This window comes from Bacillus sp. AFS053548, from assembly GCF_002575105.1.
GTDB lineage: Bacteria > Bacillota > Bacilli > Bacillales > Bacillaceae_G > Gottfriedia.
This window is the reverse complement of sequence record NZ_NUHI01000020.1, coordinates 69,245-91,695: the sequence shown is the minus strand read 5'-3', so window position 1 is coordinate 91,695 and position 22,451 is coordinate 69,245. Positions and strand designations below refer to the sequence as shown.

The 22,451-nt window shown below is 33.1% G+C and carries 26 protein-coding genes; 17 read left to right on the top strand and 9 right to left on the bottom strand.

The annotated features are described in order from the left end of the window. Positions 1 to 211: 211 nt before the first annotated feature. Positions 212 to 853, top strand: a complete 642-nt coding sequence (ytaF, locus tag CN946_RS10705) for a sporulation membrane protein YtaF (RefSeq protein ID WP_098861099.1) — start codon at positions 212 to 214, stop codon at positions 851 to 853. Positions 854 to 916: 63 nt separating this feature from the next. Here the strand turns inward: ytaF and CN946_RS10700 are convergent, their stop codons facing one another. Further along, a complete protein-coding gene (locus CN946_RS10700) occupies positions 917 to 1,735 on the bottom strand; it encodes a COG4705 family protein (protein WP_098861098.1) in 819 nt (272 codons plus the stop codon). A 160-nt stretch (positions 1,736 to 1,895) separates the two neighbouring features. Between CN946_RS10700 and CN946_RS10695 the strand changes: the two genes are divergently transcribed. From CN946_RS10695 to map, 3 genes are all read left to right on the top strand, one after another. Next, entirely contained in the window at positions 1,896 to 2,909 is a 1,014-nt protein-coding gene (locus CN946_RS10695) for a S66 family peptidase (protein ID WP_098861097.1), read from the top strand. Positions 2,910 to 2,999: 90 nt separating this feature from the next. Then, positions 3,000 to 3,410: an NUDIX hydrolase gene (locus CN946_RS10690; protein WP_098861096.1), complete on the top strand. Its 411-nt coding sequence runs from the start codon at positions 3,000 to 3,002 to the stop codon at positions 3,408 to 3,410. Between the two features lie 160 nt (positions 3,411 to 3,570). After that, positions 3,571 to 4,317, top strand: a complete 747-nt coding sequence (gene map, locus CN946_RS10685; protein ID WP_098861095.1) for a type I methionyl aminopeptidase — start codon at positions 3,571 to 3,573, stop codon at positions 4,315 to 4,317. Between the two features lie 50 nt (positions 4,318 to 4,367). Here map and CN946_RS10680 read toward each other — a convergent pair whose 3' ends face one another. After that, a complete protein-coding gene (locus CN946_RS10680) occupies positions 4,368 to 4,766 on the bottom strand; it encodes a VOC family protein (protein ID WP_098861094.1) in 399 nt (132 codons plus the stop codon). Positions 4,767 to 4,926: 160 nt separating this feature from the next. Here CN946_RS10680 and CN946_RS23815 point away from each other — a divergent pair, with 160 nt between their 5' ends. The 3 genes from CN946_RS23815 to CN946_RS23145 all read left to right on the top strand — a co-directional run bounded on the left by CN946_RS23815 (position 4,927) and on the right by CN946_RS23145 (position 7,639). Next, positions 4,927 to 5,088, top strand: a complete 162-nt coding sequence (locus CN946_RS23815; RefSeq protein WP_353616192.1) for an RAxF-45 family protein — start codon at positions 4,927 to 4,929, stop codon at positions 5,086 to 5,088. A 116-nt stretch (positions 5,089 to 5,204) separates the two neighbouring features. After that, positions 5,205 to 7,085 (top strand): ribosomal protection-like ABC-F family protein, encoded by a 1,881-nt coding sequence (gene abc-f, locus CN946_RS10675; RefSeq protein WP_098861093.1) that lies wholly within the window; start codon positions 5,205 to 5,207, stop codon positions 7,083 to 7,085. Between the two features lie 155 nt (positions 7,086 to 7,240). Beyond that, positions 7,241 to 7,639 (top strand): hypothetical protein, encoded by a 399-nt coding sequence (locus tag CN946_RS23145; protein WP_141546894.1) that lies wholly within the window; start codon positions 7,241 to 7,243, stop codon positions 7,637 to 7,639. Positions 7,640 to 7,863: 224 nt separating this feature from the next. On the opposite strand, the gene CN946_RS10665 is transcribed toward CN946_RS23145, so the two are convergent. After that, positions 7,864 to 8,856: a Gfo/Idh/MocA family protein gene (locus CN946_RS10665; protein WP_098861092.1), complete on the bottom strand. Its 993-nt coding sequence runs from the start codon at positions 8,854 to 8,856 to the stop codon at positions 7,864 to 7,866. 101 nt (positions 8,857 to 8,957) lie between these two features. On the opposite strand from CN946_RS10665, the gene CN946_RS10660 reads away from it, so the two are divergent. Then, the gene (locus CN946_RS10660) at positions 8,958 to 9,542 is read left to right on the top strand and encodes an LOG family protein (protein ID WP_098861091.1); all 585 of its coding nucleotides are present in this window, start codon (positions 8,958 to 8,960) and stop codon (positions 9,540 to 9,542) included. Between the two features lie 344 nt (positions 9,543 to 9,886). Here the strand turns inward: CN946_RS10660 and CN946_RS10655 are convergent, their stop codons facing one another. Beyond that, complete coding sequence (locus CN946_RS10655) at positions 9,887 to 10,129, bottom strand: transporter suffix domain-containing protein (protein ID WP_098861090.1); 243 nt, start codon at positions 10,127 to 10,129, stop codon at positions 9,887 to 9,889. 109 nt (positions 10,130 to 10,238) lie between these two features. Here CN946_RS10655 and CN946_RS10650 point away from each other — a divergent pair, with 109 nt between their 5' ends. Beyond that, positions 10,239 to 11,162 carry an ABC transporter ATP-binding protein gene (locus CN946_RS10650; protein WP_098861089.1) on the top strand — a complete coding sequence of 308 codons (924 nt, stop codon included), beginning with the start codon at positions 10,239 to 10,241 and terminating at the stop codon, positions 11,160 to 11,162. Beyond that, complete coding sequence (locus CN946_RS10645) at positions 11,155 to 12,120, top strand: ABC transporter permease (RefSeq protein WP_176547291.1); 966 nt, start codon at positions 11,155 to 11,157, stop codon at positions 12,118 to 12,120. The genes CN946_RS10650 and CN946_RS10645 overlap by 8 nt, the downstream gene beginning before the upstream one ends. Positions 12,121 to 12,159: 39 nt before the next feature. Here CN946_RS10645 and CN946_RS10640 read toward each other — a convergent pair whose 3' ends face one another. Next, entirely contained in the window at positions 12,160 to 12,402 is a 243-nt protein-coding gene (locus tag CN946_RS10640; RefSeq protein WP_098861087.1) for a hypothetical protein, read from the bottom strand. 159 nt (positions 12,403 to 12,561) lie between these two features. Further along, a complete protein-coding gene (locus CN946_RS10635) occupies positions 12,562 to 13,155 on the bottom strand; it encodes a TetR/AcrR family transcriptional regulator (protein WP_176547290.1) in 594 nt (197 codons plus the stop codon). A 159-nt stretch (positions 13,156 to 13,314) separates the two neighbouring features. Here CN946_RS10635 and CN946_RS10630 point away from each other — a divergent pair, with 159 nt between their 5' ends. From CN946_RS10630 to CN946_RS10600, 7 genes are all read left to right on the top strand, one after another. Continuing rightward, on the top strand, positions 13,315 to 14,199 hold the full coding sequence (locus CN946_RS10630; RefSeq protein ID WP_098861085.1) for an ABC transporter ATP-binding protein: 885 nt from the start codon (positions 13,315 to 13,317) through the stop codon (positions 14,197 to 14,199). Positions 14,200 to 14,205: 6 nt separating this feature from the next. Continuing rightward, entirely contained in the window at positions 14,206 to 15,003 is a 798-nt protein-coding gene (locus tag CN946_RS10625) for an ABC transporter permease subunit (protein WP_098861084.1), read from the top strand. A gap of 23 nt (positions 15,004 to 15,026) precedes the next feature. Further along, complete coding sequence (locus CN946_RS10620; RefSeq protein ID WP_098861083.1) at positions 15,027 to 15,821, top strand: ABC transporter permease subunit; 795 nt, start codon at positions 15,027 to 15,029, stop codon at positions 15,819 to 15,821. Between the two features lie 173 nt (positions 15,822 to 15,994). Further along, entirely contained in the window at positions 15,995 to 17,269 is a 1,275-nt protein-coding gene (kynU, locus tag CN946_RS10615; protein ID WP_098861082.1) for a kynureninase, read from the top strand. 3 nt (positions 17,270 to 17,272) lie between these two features. Continuing rightward, positions 17,273 to 17,905: an arylformamidase gene (gene kynB / locus CN946_RS10610; protein ID WP_483295384.1), complete on the top strand. Its 633-nt coding sequence runs from the start codon at positions 17,273 to 17,275 to the stop codon at positions 17,903 to 17,905. Between the two features lie 13 nt (positions 17,906 to 17,918). Then, the gene (locus CN946_RS10605; RefSeq protein WP_098428603.1) at positions 17,919 to 18,617 is read left to right on the top strand and encodes a tryptophan 2,3-dioxygenase family protein; all 699 of its coding nucleotides are present in this window, start codon (positions 17,919 to 17,921) and stop codon (positions 18,615 to 18,617) included. A gap of 125 nt (positions 18,618 to 18,742) precedes the next feature. Beyond that, positions 18,743 to 19,627 carry a cation diffusion facilitator family transporter gene (locus CN946_RS10600; RefSeq protein WP_098861107.1) on the top strand — a complete coding sequence of 295 codons (885 nt, stop codon included), beginning with the start codon at positions 18,743 to 18,745 and terminating at the stop codon, positions 19,625 to 19,627. A 60-nt stretch (positions 19,628 to 19,687) separates the two neighbouring features. Here the strand turns inward: CN946_RS10600 and CN946_RS10595 are convergent, their stop codons facing one another. Genes CN946_RS10595 through CN946_RS10585 form a run of 3 tightly spaced genes read right to left on the bottom strand, consistent with a single transcriptional unit; the run spans position 19,688 to position 22,401 of the window. After that, a complete protein-coding gene (locus CN946_RS10595; protein WP_286133901.1) occupies positions 19,688 to 20,647 on the bottom strand; it encodes an ABC transporter permease in 960 nt (319 codons plus the stop codon). Between the two features lie 25 nt (positions 20,648 to 20,672). Next, positions 20,673 to 21,590, bottom strand: a complete 918-nt coding sequence (locus tag CN946_RS10590; protein ID WP_098861079.1) for an ABC transporter ATP-binding protein — start codon at positions 21,588 to 21,590, stop codon at positions 20,673 to 20,675. Beyond that, positions 21,583 to 22,401 (bottom strand): GDSL-type esterase/lipase family protein, encoded by an 819-nt coding sequence (locus CN946_RS10585; protein WP_286133900.1) that lies wholly within the window; start codon positions 22,399 to 22,401, stop codon positions 21,583 to 21,585. The genes CN946_RS10590 and CN946_RS10585 overlap by 8 nt, the downstream gene beginning before the upstream one ends. Between the last annotated feature and the right edge of the window lie 50 nt (positions 22,402 to 22,451).

The following is a 22,451-nucleotide window of genomic DNA, read 5'->3' as shown; positions in this document are numbered from 1 at the left end:
TCTATAGGGTACATTTTAAAAAGCTCATTTACCTCTTTTTGTTTCAAAGCATTTTTATAAGGTTTATTAAAAAGTCTATACTCTCATAATCTTTTTATTAGTAAATTTTTAAACTTTGAACAAGTTGACTAATCATAAATTCTTCATAGGTTATAAAAAGCTAGGCAAATAACTTTTGTCGCAAAAAAGGATGAAGTAAGGAGCATAAACTATGCATTATTCAATTTGGATCACTGTTTTATTTCTTGCCTTTTCATCTAGTATTGATAATTTTGGAGTAGGAATAACTTATGGAATTCGAGGTATAAAGGTTGGTTTATTAGCGAATTTAATTATTTCAATCATAGCGTTTATTTTCAGTGAAGCAGGTATTGTTTCAGGTCAATATATTTCAAAAGTGTTTCCAGGAACACTTTCGAATGTAATTGGTGCATTTTTTTTACTAGTAATTGGACTTAGAATTGTTCTACTTACTTTTCCAAGAAAAGATAAACAGACCATAATAAATAATGATGACGAATCAGTTTCAAATATCGTTACAAATTATTTAAGTTCACCGGAGAAAGCCGATGTTGATCATTCAGGAGACATAAGTAGTTTTGAAGCAATCATACTAGGGACTGCTGTTTCAATGAATGCACTTACGAATGGCTTAGGTGTTGGTTTAATCGGACTTTCACCATTTGCAATATCGATAGCGGCCAGTATTTTTAGCTTTTTAGCAATCTGGTTAGGCGTCCTGTTAGGAAAAAAAGTCGCTAATGTGAAAATTGGTGGATGGTCGCTTGGACAATTTAGTTCCATTATTAGTGGAATTATATTGGTGCTGATTGCGATACACAATCTTGTTTAAAAATAGATAATTAAAAAGAGCTGATGACAGTATTTCAACATCAGCTCTTTTTTTAATATGTTATTAAGCGATTGTAGATTGGGGAACATCAACCTCATTTTGTACATCCTTCTTTGAAAAAGAAAGGTAACCAACTAGGATAATGATGATAATCGATAATACTAGGCTTACTGGCCCACCACCGAATCCAAGTCCACCGTGCTTTTGAGATACAGAACTCCAGTCAGAAAACGATGCTCCAACAGGTCTAGTCATAATGTAAGCAAACCAGAATGAGAAAATTTCATTTAGCTTGAAGAATTTTCTACCAATAACGGGAATTGCTAATAAAGCTGCGAACAGTAAACCTGATGTAAAATAACCTAAATGCATTGTTGAGGCAGTCATGTCACCAGCAGCAGTTCCTAAAGCGAAAGTTCCCATTACGACCGACCAATATAAAATCTCACGGCGTCGTGTGTATATACTGTGGATAGAAAGAGTTTTCTCCATCTTATACCAAATCATAAAAATAATTGCCAACGAAACTGCAAAAAACACCGTTGATATCACATATGGAACTCCGAGACCAACGTGTACAACGTCTGCGGCTACTGTACCAAATACACTAATCATTACAACAACTAACCAATATATACTAGGTACATATTTACGGACTTTAAATTGTAAGATTAAAGACAGAATTAGGACGATTAAAGCTACTGCAACACCTATTACTGGTGTTAAAGTTTTTACAATATAATCGGAAAAAACTTCGCCCATACCAGTCGTTACCAATTTAGTAAGCCAGAAAAAGATTGTTACCTCTGGAACTTTTTTTAATATATTTTGTATTGGTGCACTTGTTGTCTTATTTGTTTGCTTTTGTTCAATTGATTCCATTTCATAATCCTCCTTACTGGATTTAAATATAATGTAAACAAGTTTTATGAAAGGAAAATGAAAATGGTATGTAATTTAGTAAAATTCCATAATTTAGAAATTATTATTGTATATCCAATCGTATTCTATTAGAATCAGTTAAAAGAAAATGGGTGATAAAATGATTAAGTATCCAGTTTTAAAAAGTGGTGCAACAATTGGGGTGACCGCACCATCATCAGGCTTAAAAGAGCAGTTCCACGAATTGATGAAGCAATCCATAAACCGCATGGAAAGAGATGGTTTTAAAGTGGAATGTGGAGATATTGTTTGGACGCAGGATAAAGCAAAATCAGCGAATGCTAACAAACGTGCATATGAACTAAATCGAATGATGAAAGATGAGAAAATAGATTTAATTTTTCCACCGTGGGGTGGAGAGCTTGCAATAGAGATTCTTAATAAATTAGCATTTGAAAGCTATAAGGAAAAATGGATTTTAGGATATTCTGATACGAGTATTATTTTATTAGCATTAACGTTAACAACAGGGATTGCTACTGCACACGGTACGAATTTAATCGATTTAAGAGGAGAATACTCTGACGATACAACGGCTATGTGGCAGAAGGTGTTAGCAACTAAATCCGGTAGCTCCATCACTCAAACTTCATCCGAATTGTTCCAAGCAAAATGGCAGCATGAAAATCCATCACCATATGTATTTCATTTGTCCGAAAAAACAAATTGGAAAACTACATCGAATGAAAATGAGAAAATCAAAGGAAGATTGCTAGGTGGATGTATTGATGTGATTAGACATCTTGTCGGAACTCCCTATGGAGATGTACGCTCTTTTAGAAGTAAATACATTGAAGAGGAACCAATCATTTGGTATTTCGAGAATTGTGAAATGAATACAACAGATTTAAGAAGATCCTTAGTACAAATGCAACTTGCAGGATGGTTTGAAAGTTGCGCTGGGATATTATTTGGACGTAGTGCGGCAAATCAAACTGTAGATAACTATACAATAGAAGATGTATATAATGAGTTAAATAAAGAATTAGCAATCCCAATTATTTATGATATTGATTGCGGGCATGTGCCACCTCAAATTACTTTGATTAATGGAGCATTTGCAGAAGTAGATGTTAAGGGTGGAAAAGGTAAGATTGTACAGAGTTTTATATAATGCAAAAACACGAAGCGTTTTTTTATAGAAGAACGCTTATTTTTTTATTGAAATTTAAAAATCTTATTAAGGTCTAGTAAAGGTGGCAAAATGAAAAAGGTCAATGTGGTTTATACGCTTATCTATGATGAAGTAAATAAAAGTGTTTTAATGGTACAAAATGAAAATGAAGTATGGACATTACCTGGTGGTGCTGTTGAAGAAAATGAAACGTTAAAACAAGCAGCAGTACGAGAGGCGTTTGAGGAAACTGGATTAGAAGTGGAAGTAGGCAATATTGTCGCGATTAATGAAGCTTTTTTTCCTGAAAGAGGGCATCATGCAATTTTAATTACATTTAGTGCAAAAATAATCGGTGGAGATCAAGTTATTTCACATGAAGAGGAAATCCTACAAATTAAATGGATGGATCTCAAAATGGCAAATCAATTAATGCCATATCATAGGTTGGGAATCGAAAAATTATTAGAATCATCTGTTCCTTATACGTTTCAAGGTTAAATAAAGGTGCCTTAGTCTCTTAAAATCGATTTCGTCCCCTAAACCTCTTCCATTAATCCTGCCTTTTTTGTCTTGTATAAGTGCTTAAAAGACTATAACATAGTAATATTATGGCATAATATAAGAAAGTCAAATTATTAAAAGAATCAGGAGCAGTAAAATGATTATCAATAATGAACAAGAATTAGAAGCTTTAAGAAAGATCGGCCGTATCGTAGCATTAGCGAGAGAAGAAATGAAGGCAAGAGCTGTCGTTGGAATGACAACAAAAGAATTAGATGAAATCGGTAGACAAGTTTTAGAGGAGCATGGTGCAACTTCAGCCCCACAAAAAGAGTATGATTTTCCTGGCACAACTTGTATTAGTGTTAATGAAGAAGTAGCTCATGGAATTCCGGGAGAAAGAGTACTTCAAGATGGCGATTTAGTTAATGTCGATGTGTCAGCAGCATTAGATGGATACTATGCAGACACTGGAATCTCTTTTGTAGTTGGAAAAGGTGACTTACTAAAAGAGAAGCTTTGTAAAGTTGCAGAAGATGCATTTTGGGCTGCAATGAAAAAAACAAAAGCAGGTTCAAAGCAAAACCAAATTGGAAGAGCAGTATATAATGAAGCAATGAAAAATGGTTTAAATGTAATTGAAAATCTAACTGGCCACGGAATTGGAAAAAGCCTTCACGAAAGCCCACAACATATTTTAAGTTATTTCGATCCAATGGATAAAGCGTTATTAAAGGATGGTCTTGTATTAGCGGTAGAGCCATTTATCTCTGCAAATGCAGACCATATTATCGAGTCAGGAGATGGCTGGACATTTGTGACGCCAGATAAGAGTTTAGTTGCTCAATGTGAGCATACAATTGTTGTAACAAAAGGCGAGCCAATAATCTTAACCCAATTGTAATAGTATAGAAAAAGCGAAGAATTTAAGTTCTTCGCTTTTATTTTTTCCGGTTACACTTGCTTAGAATAATTTAACTCCCAAGTAAATCCATTTTTATCTTTTACAACAGCAAATCTAGAATTCCAAAATGTGTCTTGAAGCTCCATATGAATGTCTCCGTCTTTTGCTAACTTTTCATAAATTGAATTAATTTCATCTTCAGAAGTCATGTCTAGCGTTGTCCAAACATTGTCACCTTTAATTAATGGTCTAAAAGCATCTGCAAAATAAATTACACAGTTTTCATTGATGTGTAATTCTGCGTGTATGTATTTTCCTTCGTGCCCTTTAAACATTTCAATACCATCGCCGGTTTGTGTGTTTTTTATTTCTCCTCCAAAGATTTGTTTGTAGTAATCAAGTTCTTCTTTACAGTTTTCAACGTAAATATGAGGTAAAATCTTTTTCATTCTTTCTCCTCTTTCTTTTAAGTTTATAGAATATTTATGTATGAATTGCGAACAATAACTGACAGTTTTAAGTATAGCCAAATAGAATAAGTATTGTGCTAAAAGTTAAAATATTTTATAATTTAAATAAATTTAAGTTCGAAAAGGAGGTGTAGAAAAGATGTTACGTTATCAAATGGTTTGCGCACAAATGATAGAATTTTTATATTATTGTCGTGCAAAATTTGCGTTTTTAGCTGTTAACGGGATAGGTCTGTCCATTTTTAACAATTTAATAACTCAAATAAAACGAAAACGTACTCTTTCCTACGACTTCAATTGATAAAATAATCGTGTGATTACACACTTCTATTTAAATCATTATTTAAGCCATGGATGAGTTCATTAATCTATGGCTTTTTTCTATGGATTGGTACGGAAAATAGAAGGAGAATTATTATGATCGCATGTAGTATAGATAAAATTTCAAAAATGTTTGGTGGAAATTCACTTTTTACGGATTTATCATTTCAAATACATCAAGGTAGCCGTGTAGGTTTAGTTGGAGCAAATGGAAGTGGTAAAACTAGTATTTTTAAACTTTTAACGGGTATAGAATCACCTGATACTGGTTCAATTCATTTTAAAAAAGGATTAAAAACAGGATACTTAGCTCAAATTCCTGTTTTTCCAGATGAGATGACTAGTAGGGATGTTTTATTAACGGTTTTTGAAGAATTACGAAAAATAGAAAATGAAATGAAGCAATTAGAAATAAAAATGTCTAAAACGGTAGATGAACGTACTTTAGAACAATTGCTAGTAAGTTATGGATCATTACAAGAGAAGTTTAGTAATAACGGTGGTTATGAGATGGAAGCTTCACTTGCGAAAATTGCTAATGGATTAGGAATCACTGACTTACTTACTAAACAATTTGCTTCTTTAAGTGGTGGAGAAAAAACAAAAATTGGATTAGGAATCGTCCTTTTACAACAACCTGATTTATTATTACTTGATGAACCAACAAATCACCTAGATTTATCTGCTATTGAGTGGTTAGGTTCATACTTAAAGGAGTATGAAGGAACGATTATTGTCATCTCGCATGATCGCTACTTTTTAGATGAAGTAGTCAATCATATTTTAGAATTAGAAGATGGAGAAATTAACGTCTACTATACGAATTATTCACAATATGTTATTCAAAAAGAAGAAAGATTACTAAATGAATTTCAGGCTTATGAAGAGCAGCAAAAGAAAATACAAAAAATGAAAGAAACGATTAAGCGCTTAAGAGAATGGGCTAATCAAGCAAATCCACCGAATGCTGGTTTGCACAGAAGAGCAAGAAGTATGGAAAAAGCGCTAGAACGAATTGAGAGATTAAAACGACCGGTCTTACAAAAAAAGAAAATGGCATTTCAGTTAGAGGAATCTGGCCGTAGTGGAAAAGATGTAATTGTTGTAGAAAATCTTTCAAAATCCTTTGCGGAAAAAGTTTTATTTAATCAACTTAACTTTTCATTATACTATGGTGAAAGAGCGGTTATTGTAGGAGATAATGGGACAGGGAAATCAACTTTGTTGAAGATGATCTTAGGTCAGTCAGCAATGGAGGAAGGAAAAATTAAGCTAGGTAGTAACGTAAAGATCGGTTATTTATCACAACATTACGAACCAGTCCATTCGGATCACACCGTACTTCAGGAATTCAGGGAGGAAGTACATGTTACGGAAGGGGAAGCACGTAATATATTAGCTGGCTTTTTATTTTATGGCTATATGGTCTATCGCAAAGTAAGTCAACTTAGTGGTGGAGAGAGAATGAGATTAAGATTGGCGCAACTTATGTATCAAGATATTAATTTATTAATCGTAGATGAGCCTACTAACCATTTGGATATTGAATCTAGAGAAGTATTAGAAGACGCTCTTGAAAAATTTAAAGGAACGATTCTTTCCGTCTCGCATGACCGTTATTTCATTAATAAACTATTTTCAAAAATTTATTGGCTAGACAATGGTGGGCTTTTTGAATTTATCGATGAATACCAAATTGCAAAAGAAAAAATGACGATCTATCGAAATAATCAAGAAAAAGAGAAAGTAATCAAAACTAATTCGTATTCTAAACCGATAAAATTAAAAACAAAAATGAGAAAGATAGAAGACATTGAAAATGAAATCTATTCATTAGAAGAAGCAATCAGTGAAATTAATAAACAAATGTCGCTTGAAAATGATCTAACCATTTTACAGAATTATCATCGAGAACTTGAAGAATTAGACTTAAAAAGTATTGCTTTATATAAAGAACTTGAAGAATGTATAGAATAAGAGAAAAAGGTAATTATTTTATATAGAATTCATTTAAACTTATAGGCGAAAACATCAATTATATAAATAAGTCATGTAAATGTAGTAGTACTTGCTCATGCCTTTATCAGAATTAATAAGTTATAGGGAAATGATTCTATTTAGGTGGTGAGTGCATGGTTTTTGATGAATTATTTAGTCGATATCCTGGACCAGAATATGCTCAACCAGGACATGGACCGGGTCAAGGACAAGGACAAGGACATGGGCCAGGATATGGACCAGGTCAAGGACAAGGACATGGGCCAGGATATGGACCAGGACAAGGACAAGGACATGGGCCAGGATACGGACCAGGACAAGGACATGGACAAGGACATGGACCAGGATACGGTCAAGGACATGGACCAGGACATGGACCAGGACATGGACCAGGACATGGACCAGGATATGGGCCGGGACATGGACCAGGATATGGGCCGGGACATGGAGGTTATTGGTCTGGAGGGTATTATATTCTAAATGGTAGAAGATGGTACTTTGTGCCAGGGGTTGGATGGGTTGTTGTATATTAAAAAATAATTAGCTGATTAATTTTTTTAATCAGCTCTTACATAATTAATCGAAAAAAACTTCAGAAAAAATACCAGTATCCACCTAATCGGATAACTGGTATTTTTAATTTCACTAGAAAGTATAAATTGGCAACGCACAAGAAAACTCGACGTTAGTTGCCAATTTTAGGAATTAAGTATAAATGCAACTACGCCTCTGTCTTCACCTAAGGCTCGCCAATCGGCTAGTTTTCTTTATTTTCAACTCCAAAAACAATTCCGCCTTGCTTTCTCGCAGATTCAGTTACTGTTAAAACTAACTTGCTAAGCTCTTTTAAGTTTTCATATTCTGTTTGATTTGATTCCTTTATTATGCTAGTAATATTTTGGATTTCATATAGCATATCATTTGGTACTTGGCTAACTTCCAATGACTCTCGTTGCTTAGATTTATGGTTAATCAAAGTAATTTTTGAAATTGGAGATGGTTTATCAAGAACTAAAGTTCCAATTTCACCAGTAATTTCACTTTCAATATATGATTGAGAGACTTTAGAGCATTGGATGCTACAGGTAAAGTTTTCATAGTTTAACACTAATGTTCCACTACCATCAATACCTGTACGCAATTTAACAGGTGTATAATTTACTGAGGCTGGTTTTCCGAATAAACCAATCGCTACATAAATTGGATAAACACCTAAATCTACTAACGCTCCACCAGAAAATTCGGGAGAGAAAACATTTGGATTTTCACCTCTTAGAAATGCATCATATTTAGAAGAATATTGTAAATAATGCAGATTAGCACTTCTAATTTGGCCGATTTTTTCTAGACCTTCTTTTAAAGCTGTAAAGTTTGGTGAGTGGAAGTTACGAATTGCTTCAAATAAATAAACTCCATTTTCTTCTGCAACTTTAAAGGCATGAGTTAACTCATTAATTGTTGAGAAAATTGGTTTTTCACAAATAACATGTTTTTTATTCTTTAATAGTAAAATGCTTTGTTCATAGTGCAATGAGTTCGGAGATGCTATGTATACTACGTCAATATCAGGGCTTGTTGCTAACTCTTCAATATTCGTAAAAAACTTAGGAGCGTTGTGCTTTGTAGCAAATGCTCTTGCAGTTTCTTCATTTCTAGAATAGATCGCAGTTAATTTAAGCAATTTACTATCCTTTGAAGCTTCGATAAAACTTTCTGTAATCCAGCTTGTTCCAATGGTACCTAAATTCATTTTTTCAACTCCTAAAAAATAATTAGTTAACTTTATCTTTACAATCCTAATCGAAAGATATGTTAAAATAAAGTAAAATACATCGAAGGAAGTGACATTTTATGAAGAAAATTTGTGTTTATGCTGGTTCAAATCTTGGGAATAGAGAGTCATTTAGTCTTCAAGCAAAAAAACTAGGTGCCTTATTTGCTAGTAATAATATAGATTTAATATATGGTGGATCAAGACTAGGGATTATGGCAGAAATCGCAAATGAAGTATTAAAACAAGGTGGAAATGTCATTGGCATTATGCCTGGTGGATTATTTCGTGGAGAGGTTGCCCATAAAGGGCTAACGCAATTCATTGAGACAGAATCAATGCATGAGCGTAAAGCTTTAATGAACGAGATGTCCGATGGGTTTATTGCATTGCCGGGCGGAATTGGTACTTTCGATGAATTATTTGAAATTATTTGTTGGGCACAAATTGGAATCCACAATAAGCCAATCGGTTTATTAAATGTTGATAACTTCTTTAGCCCTGTGTTAGATTTACTTAAACATGCTATAAAAGAAGGATTTATGAACGAAAATACACTTTCCTTATTTGTTGTTGCAGAAAATGCAGACGACCTATTAAAACTAATGCAAAACTATGAGCCACCTGTTATGCAAAATAAATGGAAGCAATTAGAAGGCAAGTAATTTATGTTTTTTGTACTTTGTCTACCCACAATTTTGTGGGTTTTTTGCGTTTTATTATGATTTTTAATCAAATGGTTTCAGATTTAGAGGGATTCTTGATCAAAGAAGTTCACAACTTTATCAACAATGTTCGATATAAATTCGTACTTTTCAGTCTGAACTCATTAGTTATCAACATATAAAGTCCAACTGAATTTGAATCCAATGACTTTATGGATAAAAATCACTACTTTATAAACACTGTTCACAACTTTATCAACAAAGTTAACATTATGTTGCATTCTATCCACAACCAACATTTTGCATAAAAAAAAGGGCTCTATATGAGAGCATCCCTTTATTCATCAGTTTTCTTGCTTTCTTCTATTTTTAAACCATTTTGCCGGGCTCAATTTTTTACGATAGTTCGTCATAACATCTTTACCTACAAATATTCCACCAATCCAAAACATTCCTTCTCCAAGAATAACTAATAGAGCGATCAGACCAGCTTTTAAGCTCCCAGAAACAGGTAAAAAAGGTAAAGCAAAGATTAATAAATATGGGATAAATGAGCCAAATACTAAGTAATATGGTATTCTTTTCATAAAGTTCTCCTTTCAATTCCTTCCATGAGAATAGCATTAATTTTTGAGAAAAGGAAGGGGAAAACTTTATAGTTAGTAAGAGATTATTGCATATATAGGAGGCCTCAAGATGAATTCAGATATTGTTCTTGAGCTAAAAAGCGTAAATAAGACGATTAGTAATCAAAAGATTATTAAAGATATTAGTTTTGAATTATATAAAGGTGAAGTTTTAGGCTTACTTGGGCCAAATGGTTCAGGAAAAACTACGACAATGCGAATGATTGTTGGACTTATGAGTATCACGAGTGGTGAGATCTATATCCAAGGCAATTCGATTAAGGAAAAATTTAAAGAATCGATCAAACAGATCGGGGCAATGATTGAAACTCCTGCATTTTACCCTTTTTATAGTGGGTATAAAAATCTAATGTATTTTGCTCGAATGTTAGAAGGTGTTTCAAAGGAGAGAGTTCTTGAGGTTATTGATTTACTTGGACTTTCGAATGCCATACATAAAAAGTTTTCAACCTATTCCTTAGGAATGAAGCAAAGATTAGGAATTGCTCAAGCATTATTACATAATCCTTCAATTTTAATTTTAGATGAGCCAACTAATGGATTGGATCCGGCTGGAGTAAGAGAAATCCGTGATTATTTAAAACAGATTGCTGAGGTCGAACAAACTGCAATCCTACTTTCTAGTCATCTATTATCTGAAATAGAATTGATTTGTGATCGCTCAATTATTATTCAAAATGGTCAATTTGTTGAATCAATTGATCTGAATGATAAAAGTGGTGAGAAGTTATTTATTGAAATAGTTGTAAAAAGCACGAAAGCTTTTGAAAGTAGTTTTACAAATAAAGATAACAAGTACAAATTTGACGTTATTAATGATCAAAAAATTATTTTTGAAATCGATGAAGAAGAGATTCCTTCACTAATAAAAGAGTTGGTGCTTTCTGAAATAGAGATTTATTATGTAACTCGCAAAAAAGAAAGGTTAGAAGATTTGTTCATTCAATTGACAGGAGGAAATGTCATTGAGTAAATTTATTCGATTAATTGAGAACGAGTTACGTAAAATATTCGTCCAAAAATCATTTATCATAACGTTAATTTTACTATTTATCCCAATTATTGTTCTAGGAAGATGGGATTATGTAGAAAAGGAAAGCGGAGCAGCAAAAGCTGAAAACTGGAGAACAGAATTAAAAATAGAAAATAAAAAGATAGAAGAAGTACTAGCAGAGCAAAACTCTTCCGACTTACCAGCATTTGCAAAAGAGCAAAAAGAGACATATGAGATCAATAAGTATCGTCTTGCACATAATATTTCACCAATTCAACAACACACTGTGTTGGACTTTATGAAAAAAGGTGCGGTCGTAACGAACTTTATAGGAATCCTTCTTATTTATTTTGCAAGTAATATGATGTCAAAAGAACATCAATGGAAAACGATTAATTTCTTGCTCGTTAAACCATCAACAAGAAGAATGATCTATTACGCAAAATTTTTAAGTTTGGTGATATTATATTTCATTTTTTCTTTTGCAATCATCATCTACTCATTTATTATAGGTAGTGCATTAAACGGCTTACATTTTAGTGCTCAACCGGTATTACAATATGTAAATAACCATGTAGTAGAACAAGGTATTTTACCAAGTTTACTAAACGATTACTTAATTAATCTACTACCATACTTGTTCTTTGTTGCCGTTGCTTACTTCTTATCTACTGTGTTAAGGACAAGCAGTATTTCTTTGTTAATAAGCATTATCCTACTAGCAACCTCAGATGTGATCGCAACATTATTAAGAACAAAAAGTTGGTCTAAGTTTTTACCATTTATGCACTCTGATTTAACGGTTTACACAAAGGGGATCAATATAGAAAACGGCATGAGAATTGAATTTTCTATAGCAGTACTGATTATTTATATTTTGTTATTTCTTGTTACTGCTGGTGAGCTATTTAAGAAAAGAGACGTTGCTGGACAATAGAAAAAAGGATAAGGTACATGCCTTATCCTTTTTCTATTCTTATCTCTCCTTCAGCATTGAGCCGTATGGAATAGTGTTAGTAGTAGATGTTTTATAAATCGAGCAGACATTGACTTGTGCAGATTTGTTATACTCCCATTTTAGACATGCGTTTTGGTTGTATTCTACAGAAGAATCAGTTGTGAAAAAAATAGTTGCTAGACTGAAAATGGTAAATCCACCTATTAGGCCTCTCTTAATTTCGTCGCAATTTTCTTTAAACCATAGAATAGTTTTGCGCATATACTCCTCCAAGAGTTTAAAATATAGATAAGTAATTCATTGTATGAACAAAATGAGTAGGATAATACAAATCTATGGATAAGTTTACCTAGAATAATATTCCAAATAGAAAAGGCATCTTTGCCCAAGCAAAGATGCCTTTTTTATAACTATTCTATTTTAGTCCTCTTGTTTCAGTAATCCATATAAGAATATATTCATAATTTCATCTACTACTTCTTTTTGTTGGATATATTGTGAGGTTGTTTGGTCCATATTTAAAAAGGCTTGGCTCAAGACTTGGATATAGATTAGTAATGTTTTATTTTGAACCTCATTTCGAACTAAACCTAGTGAACGTCCTTCATCGATTAGCGAAATCAGCAATTTGAATGATTTGTTCATTGTAAAATCTAAAACTAATTCTTGTAGTTCAGGGTCTTTTTTCATCAATGCAGTAAACATTTCAAGATTAATTATATCAAGACCGTTTTTCTTACGAATAAATAATTCTTTAATTTTTTCTTTAAAAGGAATATCACTTGAAAGCATTTGTTTTGTTTCTTCGTATTGATGATCCATTAATCGAATAATTGTAGCTTTTAGTAGGGCTTCTTTACTACCATAATAATTGTAAATTGATACTTGTGATACATTCGCTAATTTTGCAATATCTGCTATTTTTATATCATTTAAAGGTAATGACAATAATTTAGTTGTACTTTTTTCAATGCTCTCCATTTTCTGCAGAGTTCGTTTTTTATATCCGTCCAAAATCGATACCTCCGTCATGATCTATACAATAGTATATCATGTTTTGAAATATTTTATTAAAATTATTTCAAAACATATTCTCTTTTTTATAATTGAGGTATATACTAGTTTTGTAATAATCAAGATGTAATATTTCAAAACAAAGCGGGAGGTTCATTTATGTACGCGATTGAAATTAATAATTTAACGAAGACCTATGGCAATTCAAGGGGGATCACAGATATAAGCTTCAATATAGAAGAGGGAGAAATATTCGGATTCATTGGTCCAAATGGTGCAGGTAAATCAACTACAATTCGAACTTTACTTTCGTTAATTTATCCTACGAGCGGTAGTGCTAAAATATTTGGCAAGGACTGTATACAGTTTGCTCCAGAAATAAAAAAAGAAATCGGTTATTTGCCATCTGAAGTTTTTTACTATGACAATATGAAAGTGATGGATTTGTTAAAATACTCAGCTAGTTTTTATAAAAAGGATTGCACGAAACGAATAAAAGAATTAGCTGAAGTAATGGATCTCGATTTAACGAAGAAAATTGATGATTTATCTTTAGGTAATAAAAAGAAGGTAGGGATTGTCCAAGGATTACTTCATGAACCGAAGTTAATCATATTGGATGAACCGACAAGTGGTCTTGATCCTTTAATGCAACAAAGATTTTTTGACTTACTAGAAGAGGAAAACAAAAAAGGAGCAACGATTTTATTTTCATCTCACATTTTAAGTGAAGTTCAACGTTTATGTGATCGAGTTGCAATTATTAAAGAAGGTAAGATTGTGACAGTAGAAAAAATAAGCACACTACAAGAAAACAATTACAAACGATTTAAAATAGATATTCAAAACAGTGTAGACCCAAATTTCTTCAATATGCCAGGGGTAAATAATATTGAAATCAAAGGTAAAACGGTTAGCTTTATTTTTAAAGGCAATATAAATATAGTTTTAAAGAAAATAGCGGAAATCGAAATTGAAAATTTATGGATTGAAGAGCCTGACCTGGAGGAAATTTTCTTACATTATTATGAAAAGGAGGCCTAATAAGCAATGAATATTTTTTTACATGAGTTAAAAGCTTATCGGAAATCCACCTTTATTTGGACAGTTTCTTTAATGGCAATCGTCGTTTTTTTCTTATCTTTATTCCCAGCTATTGCAAAGGACTATGGAGAATTCTCAAAAGTGTTGGAAGGTTATCCTGAAGGGGTAAGAAAAGCACTTGGACTTGAAATTGAGAGCTTTGGGAATGTTTTAGGGTTTTATTCCTATGTATTTATTTATATTTCTCTTTGTGGAGCGATTCAAGCCATGATTTTAGGTACATCAATTATTTCAAAAGAAGTACGTGAAAAAACAGCCGATTTTCTTCTAACAAAACCAGTAACTAGAATAAAGGTTATGACCTCAAAGATTTTTGCAGGTGTTGTTTCTTTAGCGATTACAAATGTATTCTATCTCATAGCAACTATTATAATGGCTCAGCATGTAAAAACTGCGGATTATAGTAGTAAGGCAATTATAATACTCTCTGTATCGCTGTTTATTACGCAATTACTATTTTTTGGAATAGGCATTTTATTATCAGTTGTATTTCCAAAAATCAAAGCGGTACTATCAATTTCTCTTGCGATTGTTTTTGGATTTTTCGTAGTTGGTATGGTAGTAGCTACAGATGAAAGCAATGCCAAACGTTTTCTATCGCCTTTTAAATATTTTGAACCGAAATATATCATTGCTCATTCAAGATTTGAATCACAATTTTTGATTGCGTCGATTGGGATTATTATTGTTTCAATCATTGCAAGCTACTTGATTTATAAGAAAAGAGATATTCACGCGGTATAACTTATAGGAAAGGGAGGGTGGAAATGAATATATTTTTAAGAGAAATGAAGACATATCGAAAATCGATTATTTTTTGGTGTATCGGAATTGTTTTTTTAGTAGGTAGTGGAATGGCAAAATATAAAGCTACGGCTTCCAATGGCCAAATAACCGATCTTTTTAATCAAATGCCGAAATCTCTTCAAGCTATAATGGGCTCAGGAGCACTGGATTTATCAAAGGCAAGCGGCTATTTTGGCATATTAGTTTTATATTTATATTTAATGGCAACGATTCATGCGGCAATGCTAGGCGCTAATATTATTGCTAAAGAAGAGCGAGATAAAACAGCAGAGTTTTTATTTGTAAAACCTATTTCTAGAATTAAGATCATAACTTCTAAATTAATGAGTGCTCTAGTAAACATTTTTATTTTTAACGGTATTACGTGGATATCCAGTGTACTAATAGTAGGAAAGTATAGTAAAGGTGAGAATGTAAATGGTGATATAGCAGTGGTAATGGCTGGGATGTTTATTTTACAGCTATTATTTTTAGTAATTGGTTCGGCTATAGCTGCAGTTTGTAAAAATTCCAAAAAGGCTGCCTTTTATGCAACTGGTATTCTATTAATCACATTTATACTATCAATTGCAATTGATTTGAATGATCGAATTGAAGGGTTAAAATATCTTACACCGTTTAAGTACTTTGAAGCGAAAGATATTATGTACGGTGGAGGATTTGACGGTATTTATACAACTATTTCGATCGGATTAATTATTATATTAACGATTGTCACGTATGTTTCGTTTAAGAAACGGGACTTACATTTGTAGGGGAAAGCAATTAAATAGAAGAATAAATTGTGTCAAAATCTAAGATAGGAATATTTTGGATTTGTTGACACTTTTTTTATTAAATATTATATTCAGAAAATATTGACATATATTATTAATCGCAATACCTTTAATATAGTAGGTTATTTCTTGCAAGGGGGTAAAACAAGGGGATGTTTCAGCCAACAAAAGAATTTGCAGAATTTCTAGATAAAAAAGATTCATTATCAAATTATCGTGATGAGTTCTACTTACAACCAGGTACTATCTATTTAGATGGAAATTCGCTAGGACTTCTTTCAAAAAGAGCAGAACAAAGTTTGCTAGATTTGTTAGATTCATGGAAGACACTTGCAATCGATGGATGGATGCAGGGCGATCATCCATGGTATTATTTTGCAGAAAAATTGGGAGCATTAAGTGCACCGTTAGTAGGGGCAAAAGAGAATGAAGTGATTGTAACTGGTTCAACAACTACAAATCTTCATCAATTAATTGCATCTTTTTATCACCCAAAAGGTCAAAAAACGAAAATATTAGCGGATGAGTTAAACTTTCCGTCAGATATTTATGCTATTCAAAGTCAATTAAAATTAAAGGGCTTTGATCCAGCAACTCACTTAATTCAAGTTAAAAGCCGTGATGGTCGAACAATTAGAGAAGAAGATATTATTGAAGCAATGACTGATGAAATTGCCTTAATTATTCTTCCAACTGTTTTATACCGAAGTGGACAATTATTAGATATAGAGAGATTAACAAAAGCTGCACATGAGCGTGGAATCATTATCGGTTTTGATGGATGCCATTCTGTTGGCGCAATCCCTCATCAATTCCATGAATGGGACGTGGACTTTGCTTATTGGTGTAATTATAAGTATTTAAATAGTGGACCAGGTGGAGTGGGAAGCCTATTCGTTCATGAAAAGCATTTTGGAACTATGCCTGGATTAGCTGGTTGGTTCGGCTCAAATAAAGAAAAGCAGTTCGATATGAAGCATGAATTTGTTCCATCTGATACAGTTGGCGCTTATCAAATCGGTACCCCTCATATTTTAAGCATGGCACCGCTTGTTGGCTCACTTGAGATGTGTAAAGAAGCTACAATTGAGAGAATTCGTGAAAAGTCTTTACACAGTACAGCTTATTTAATGAGTTTAATCAATGAAGAATTAAGTGAATTTGATTTTACAATTGGTAATCCACTCGAGGATTCAGATCGTGGTGGGCATGTTTGTCTTGAACACGATGATGCTGCAAGGGTTTGTAAAGCATTAAAGTTAAATGGGATTGTACCAGACTTTCGAGCACCAAACGTAATCAGATTAGCACCAATCGCATTTTATACTTCTTATGTAGATGTTTGGAATAGTGTACAAATCTTAAAGAAAATCATGGTTGAGAAACAATATGAACAGTTTAAGAATGAACGAGAAATCATCGCTTAGGGGTTGTATGAAATGACATTAATTGATATATCAAGAAGACTTGAAGATGGTATGCCTGTATGGCCAGGTGATACGAATTTTTCATTCCAATTGAGTTGGACAAAAGAGGAAAGTGGCTCTGTTAATGTTGGGAAGTTAACTTTAAGTACTCACACAGGAACGCATATTGATGCGCCATTTCATTTTGATGAAAATGGTAAGAGAGTCATAGATTTAGATCCTAATTTATATGTAGGGATTGCAAAAGTAATCGAGTTGATTGAAGTAGATAGCATTAAAAAGTCGGATTTAGAAGCTTTTCAATTCGATGGTGTAGAACGTTTATTAATTAAAACAAATTCATGGAAAAATGATAGCGTTTTCCCAGAGAGAATTCCACATATTGAAAAGGATGCAGCAGAGTTTTTACATGAAAAAGGCGTTAAATTAGTTGGAGTAGATGTACCTTCAGTAGACCCACTTGATAGTAAGGATCTAGAAGCACATCATGCTCTCCATCATGCCGGTATTCATATTCTCGAATCGATTGATTTAAGAAATGTAACTCCAGGTGAGTATGAGCTTATTGCATTACCGCTGCCATTAACAGATGCAGATGGTAGTCCAGTACGAGCAGTTTTACGTAAATTAGTTTAGGGGGAAAAGGGAAATGACACAAGAGCAAAAAAAACTGACAGATTACGAGAAGTATATTCGAACAGAAGAATTATTAAGTTTACAAAAACCTGACGAAGAATTATTTTGTCCAGATGAATTAACGTTTCAAACAGTTCACCAAATTGCTGAGTTACATTTTAAATTAATCATCCAATCTATTCATTTTGCAGATAAACATATGCGTGCAAAAGAGGTTACAAAAGCAACACATCACTTACAACGCATTAATAATCACCTAGTACATTTACCAGCAGTTTTTGATATGGTTAAACTAGTAAGTCCAAGTGACTATCATATTATTCGTTTAGCTTTAGGAAGAGGTAGCGGTCAAGATTCTCCAGGATTTAATGAAATCTTAAAATTAGGTCCAACACTTTGGCAGCCTTTTAAAGATTTATTAGATGAAAATTTACTTACACCTGTTCAATTACATCAAGATGCGGCTAAAAACTTTGAGTTATTCCAATTAATGCAAGAATTAACTTGCTTCGATGAAAGATTCCAATCATTCCGCAGACTGCATATTCAACTTGTTCGTCGCATGATTGGTATGAATACAAAGAGCTTAAAAGGAGTACCAGCAGAAGCATTAGAACGAGCTGTACGATTTGAATTTTATCCTGAACTATGGCAAACGGTTTGTGACTTAACAGATTTAACGGGATCAAGCTATAATCCAAAGCCACTTTGATTAAAGAGGTATGATAGGAAAAACAGATTCGATAATTCGGATCTGTTTTTTTTTACTTAAAATGGAAAAATTGCATTATGGGCATGATAAACCCATATGATTTTTTATTAGAGCGGGGTGAGTTCATGGATAAAAATCTTCAAAAGCAATTAGACTTTGCTGCTTTTTTAAGTGTTATTTCCTACTTAGTTCTTGCGAGTGTAAAAGTACTTGTTAGTTTTTATACAAATTCTAGTGCTCTTTTAGCTGATGGGCTTAACAATGTGACTGATATTGGTGCGACTTTGGCTGTATTTATCGGAATAAGAATCGCAAGAAAACCGAGAGATTTAGACCATCCTTATGGACATTCAAGAGCAGAGCAAATAGCTACTTTAATTGCGTCTTTTATTATGATGTCGGTTGGATTACAGGTTATTATTGAAAATATTCGTTCACTTTTCGTTGGAGAATATGAGACTCCGAATAGACTAGCAGCTGTAGTGGCATTTGCTTCTGGAATTTTTATGTTTGGTATTTACTTTTATAATAATAAAGTTGCCAAGAGAACAAAGAGTAAAGGGCTTGAGGCATCAGCAAAAGATAATTTTTCCGATGCATTAGTTAGTTTCGGAACGACGATTGGTGTTTTAGGTGCTTCGATTGGTTTTCCTATTATCGATCCAATCGCGGCCATTTTAGTAGGTGTGATTATTTGCAAAACAGCATGGGAGATTTTTTATGATGCAACCCTCCTATTAACAGATGGATTCGATCCAGAAGAAATGAATCTCTTTACTGAAACGGTTGATAAAGTACCAGGTGTACATAAAGTTGTAGATTTAAGAGCAAGAATGTACGGAAATACAACAATCGCAGATGTAGTCATTGAAGTAGACGGCGGAATAGATGTGAGTAAAAGTCACGGCATCACTGACCAAATCGAAATGATCTTAAGCGAACAACATGGAATTCAATATACACATATTCATGTTGAGCCATTAAGGTCAGGGAGACCAGGAAAGGATTAGGACGGATAAAACAGGAACGGGGATTGAAAAGAATTTAGACTTTTTCAATCCCCGTTCTATTTAATTCATATCTTGCTTAATAAATACGATGAAAGAGATTAGTAATGCTGATATTCCCCATATTGATAAATTCATAATAGAGAAGTGCATGTTTAATCCCTCAATGGAAGGAAGTTGACCAGCTAAGTAGTCAGTTAGGCCAAGGTTCACACTAAAGAAGTATTTTGCTCCTGACCATGATGTAGCTAGTCCACTTAGAACGCTTCCTGTTATTAAAGCGGCGAGCATAATGCCCATTGCAGCAGGTGTCGTTCGAACTAATACGGATACCATAAATGAAAGAGTTCCAATTATTATACAGACAAACCAAGCAAGTCCAAATGCCATAATGATGTATTGCCATTGGGGAATCAGTTGAACTGAATCAGTTAGTAGTTGGTTATTTTTGATGACAAATCCTGTTAACACTGGTACTGTCCAGCCTTTAAAGCTGAAAACAAATCCTGAAACGACATATGCTAATACGCCATATAGAACGAGAAGAAAAGAGATTAATAAACAAATGGATATGTATTTACTAAGTAAGACCTTCCATCTTTTGATGGGACGGGTTAGTAGTAATTTTATCGTTCCGTCGCTTCGCTCACCAGATATAATATCGATTGTGATGACCATGACTAATAAAGGTAGAAGTAGCCACCCAATACTTTGTTCTATTAATTTTCGTATAAATGTAGGTGCACCAGGTGTAGTAGGATTTATGTCGTTATCCAAATAATATTGCTCTTGATCAATTTGAACCTTTAACCAACTTTTCCATTCTTCAGGTATTCCTGATGAATTTAATCTATTTTGCTGGTCGACTATTTTTTGTTGAAGTGCTACTTTCCAATTATCAGTACCAAGTCTTTTAATTGTTTCTTCAGTTTGCTGCAGTTGAGCATAAACAAAAATAGGGATTAGCACTGCTAAAATGAAAAAGATAACAAGTATTCTTCTTTTCCTAACCATTTTTTCAATTTCGTTAAAGACGAGTCTAATTAGTTCAGCCACGAACCTCGCCTCCAGTCATTTCCATGAATAAATCTTCCAATGTTTCAGACATTGTTTTAACGCCATTCACTTGCACATCTACTGCTACGAATTGTTGAATGACCTCATTTATTTTCAGAGGAGACATTCGGCATTGGATAAGCTCATCCTTTACTATGATATCTTGAATCGTAGAATCCTTTTTTAATAAATCTAGCGCTTTTTGTATTGGAGAAACCCGCCATTCAACTCTTTCAGCAGCTTCCTTTATTAATTCTTTTACTGTTGAGACTCTAACCATTTTTCCTCTATTTATAATTCCTACGCGATCACAAATCAATTCGATTTCACTTAATAAGTGACTTGAAATAAAAACACTTATATTTTGCTCTTTTACAAGCATATGAATAAATTCACGTAATTCACGAATACCGGCTGGGTCTAATCCATTAGTAGGTTCATCTAAAATTAGAAGTTTAGGGCCTCCAAGTAATGCTTGAGCAATTCCTAATCTTTGCTTCATTCCGAGTGAATACGTCTTTACTTTTTCATGAATTCGATCGGTTAATTTAACTAAATTTACGACTTCACTTATTTTTTTCTCATCTTTAATTCCTAACATTCTCGCAAATTGATTTAGATTTTCCCATCCGGTTAAATAACCGTATAATTCTGGATTCTCTACAATACAACCAATTTGTCGCATTGCTTCTTTGAAATGAGTTTTAACTGGATAACCAGCGATTTCAATTGTTCCTTTTGTTGGTTTGATTAATCCGACTAGCATTCGAATAGTTGTTGTTTTTCCTGCCCCATTTGGACCTAGAAAGCCAAATACTTCACCTTCATAAACTTCAAATGAAACTTTATGGACTAGTACTTTTCCTTTAATACTCTTTGTAACACCATCTAATTTAAGAACTTTATTCATTCGACTCACCTCGAAGCTGACTTCCTATTTTACTAGTTAAGCGATTGGCCATTTCAATATAACCGTCTTTGTTCGGATGAAAATGGTCAGTGTACAAATATTTCTTTTCTTCGTTAAAAAATAAATCGAATGTTGGAATGACGTATGCATTAGTAGTTTGAAGTACCGATAATTCAAGTAGATTGTTCCATCTAGATACAAAGCTTGACGATGCATCTAATCCTTGAACATTATGAAATGGATTATAATATCCAAACGCATAAATAGATGCTGTAGTATTTTTTTGACGTATTAGTTTAAAAATTGATTGTAGATTATTTTTAAACGTTTTTTCATCTGGTCGATATGACTTTAAAAATTGTTCGTTTAATTGATTAGCGCCAGGAAATAAATCATTACTTCCTATGGAAAGAACGATTATGTCAGCAGAGCCAATCGTTTCTTGTATATTTTTTTTCTTTAAATCGTTAAGTAAATTTGATGTTTTTGCGCCACTAACAGCTAAATTTGTGATCGTTGTTGGTTGTTTATACTCTTTTTGAAGAATCGTTTTTACTCTTCCTACATAACCTGTTCCTTCATCATCACCGACACCACGCGTAAGTGAATCTCCTAATGCAACAATCTTCAGTTTATTGTTTTTGTGAACACTGTCATTTTGATTTTTTTTCTGTGCATTATTATTCACGATTAGTTTGCTCTTTTGAGGATTTAAAACTGAATAAGCACCTTTCACGAAGCCATATGATAATAAAAGAAAACAAAGTAATGAAATGAACATGATAAACCGAACAAAATGATTGTATTTCAAATTTCACACCACCAAAAAAGGAAAAATTTTCATTATAAAATCATTATTAC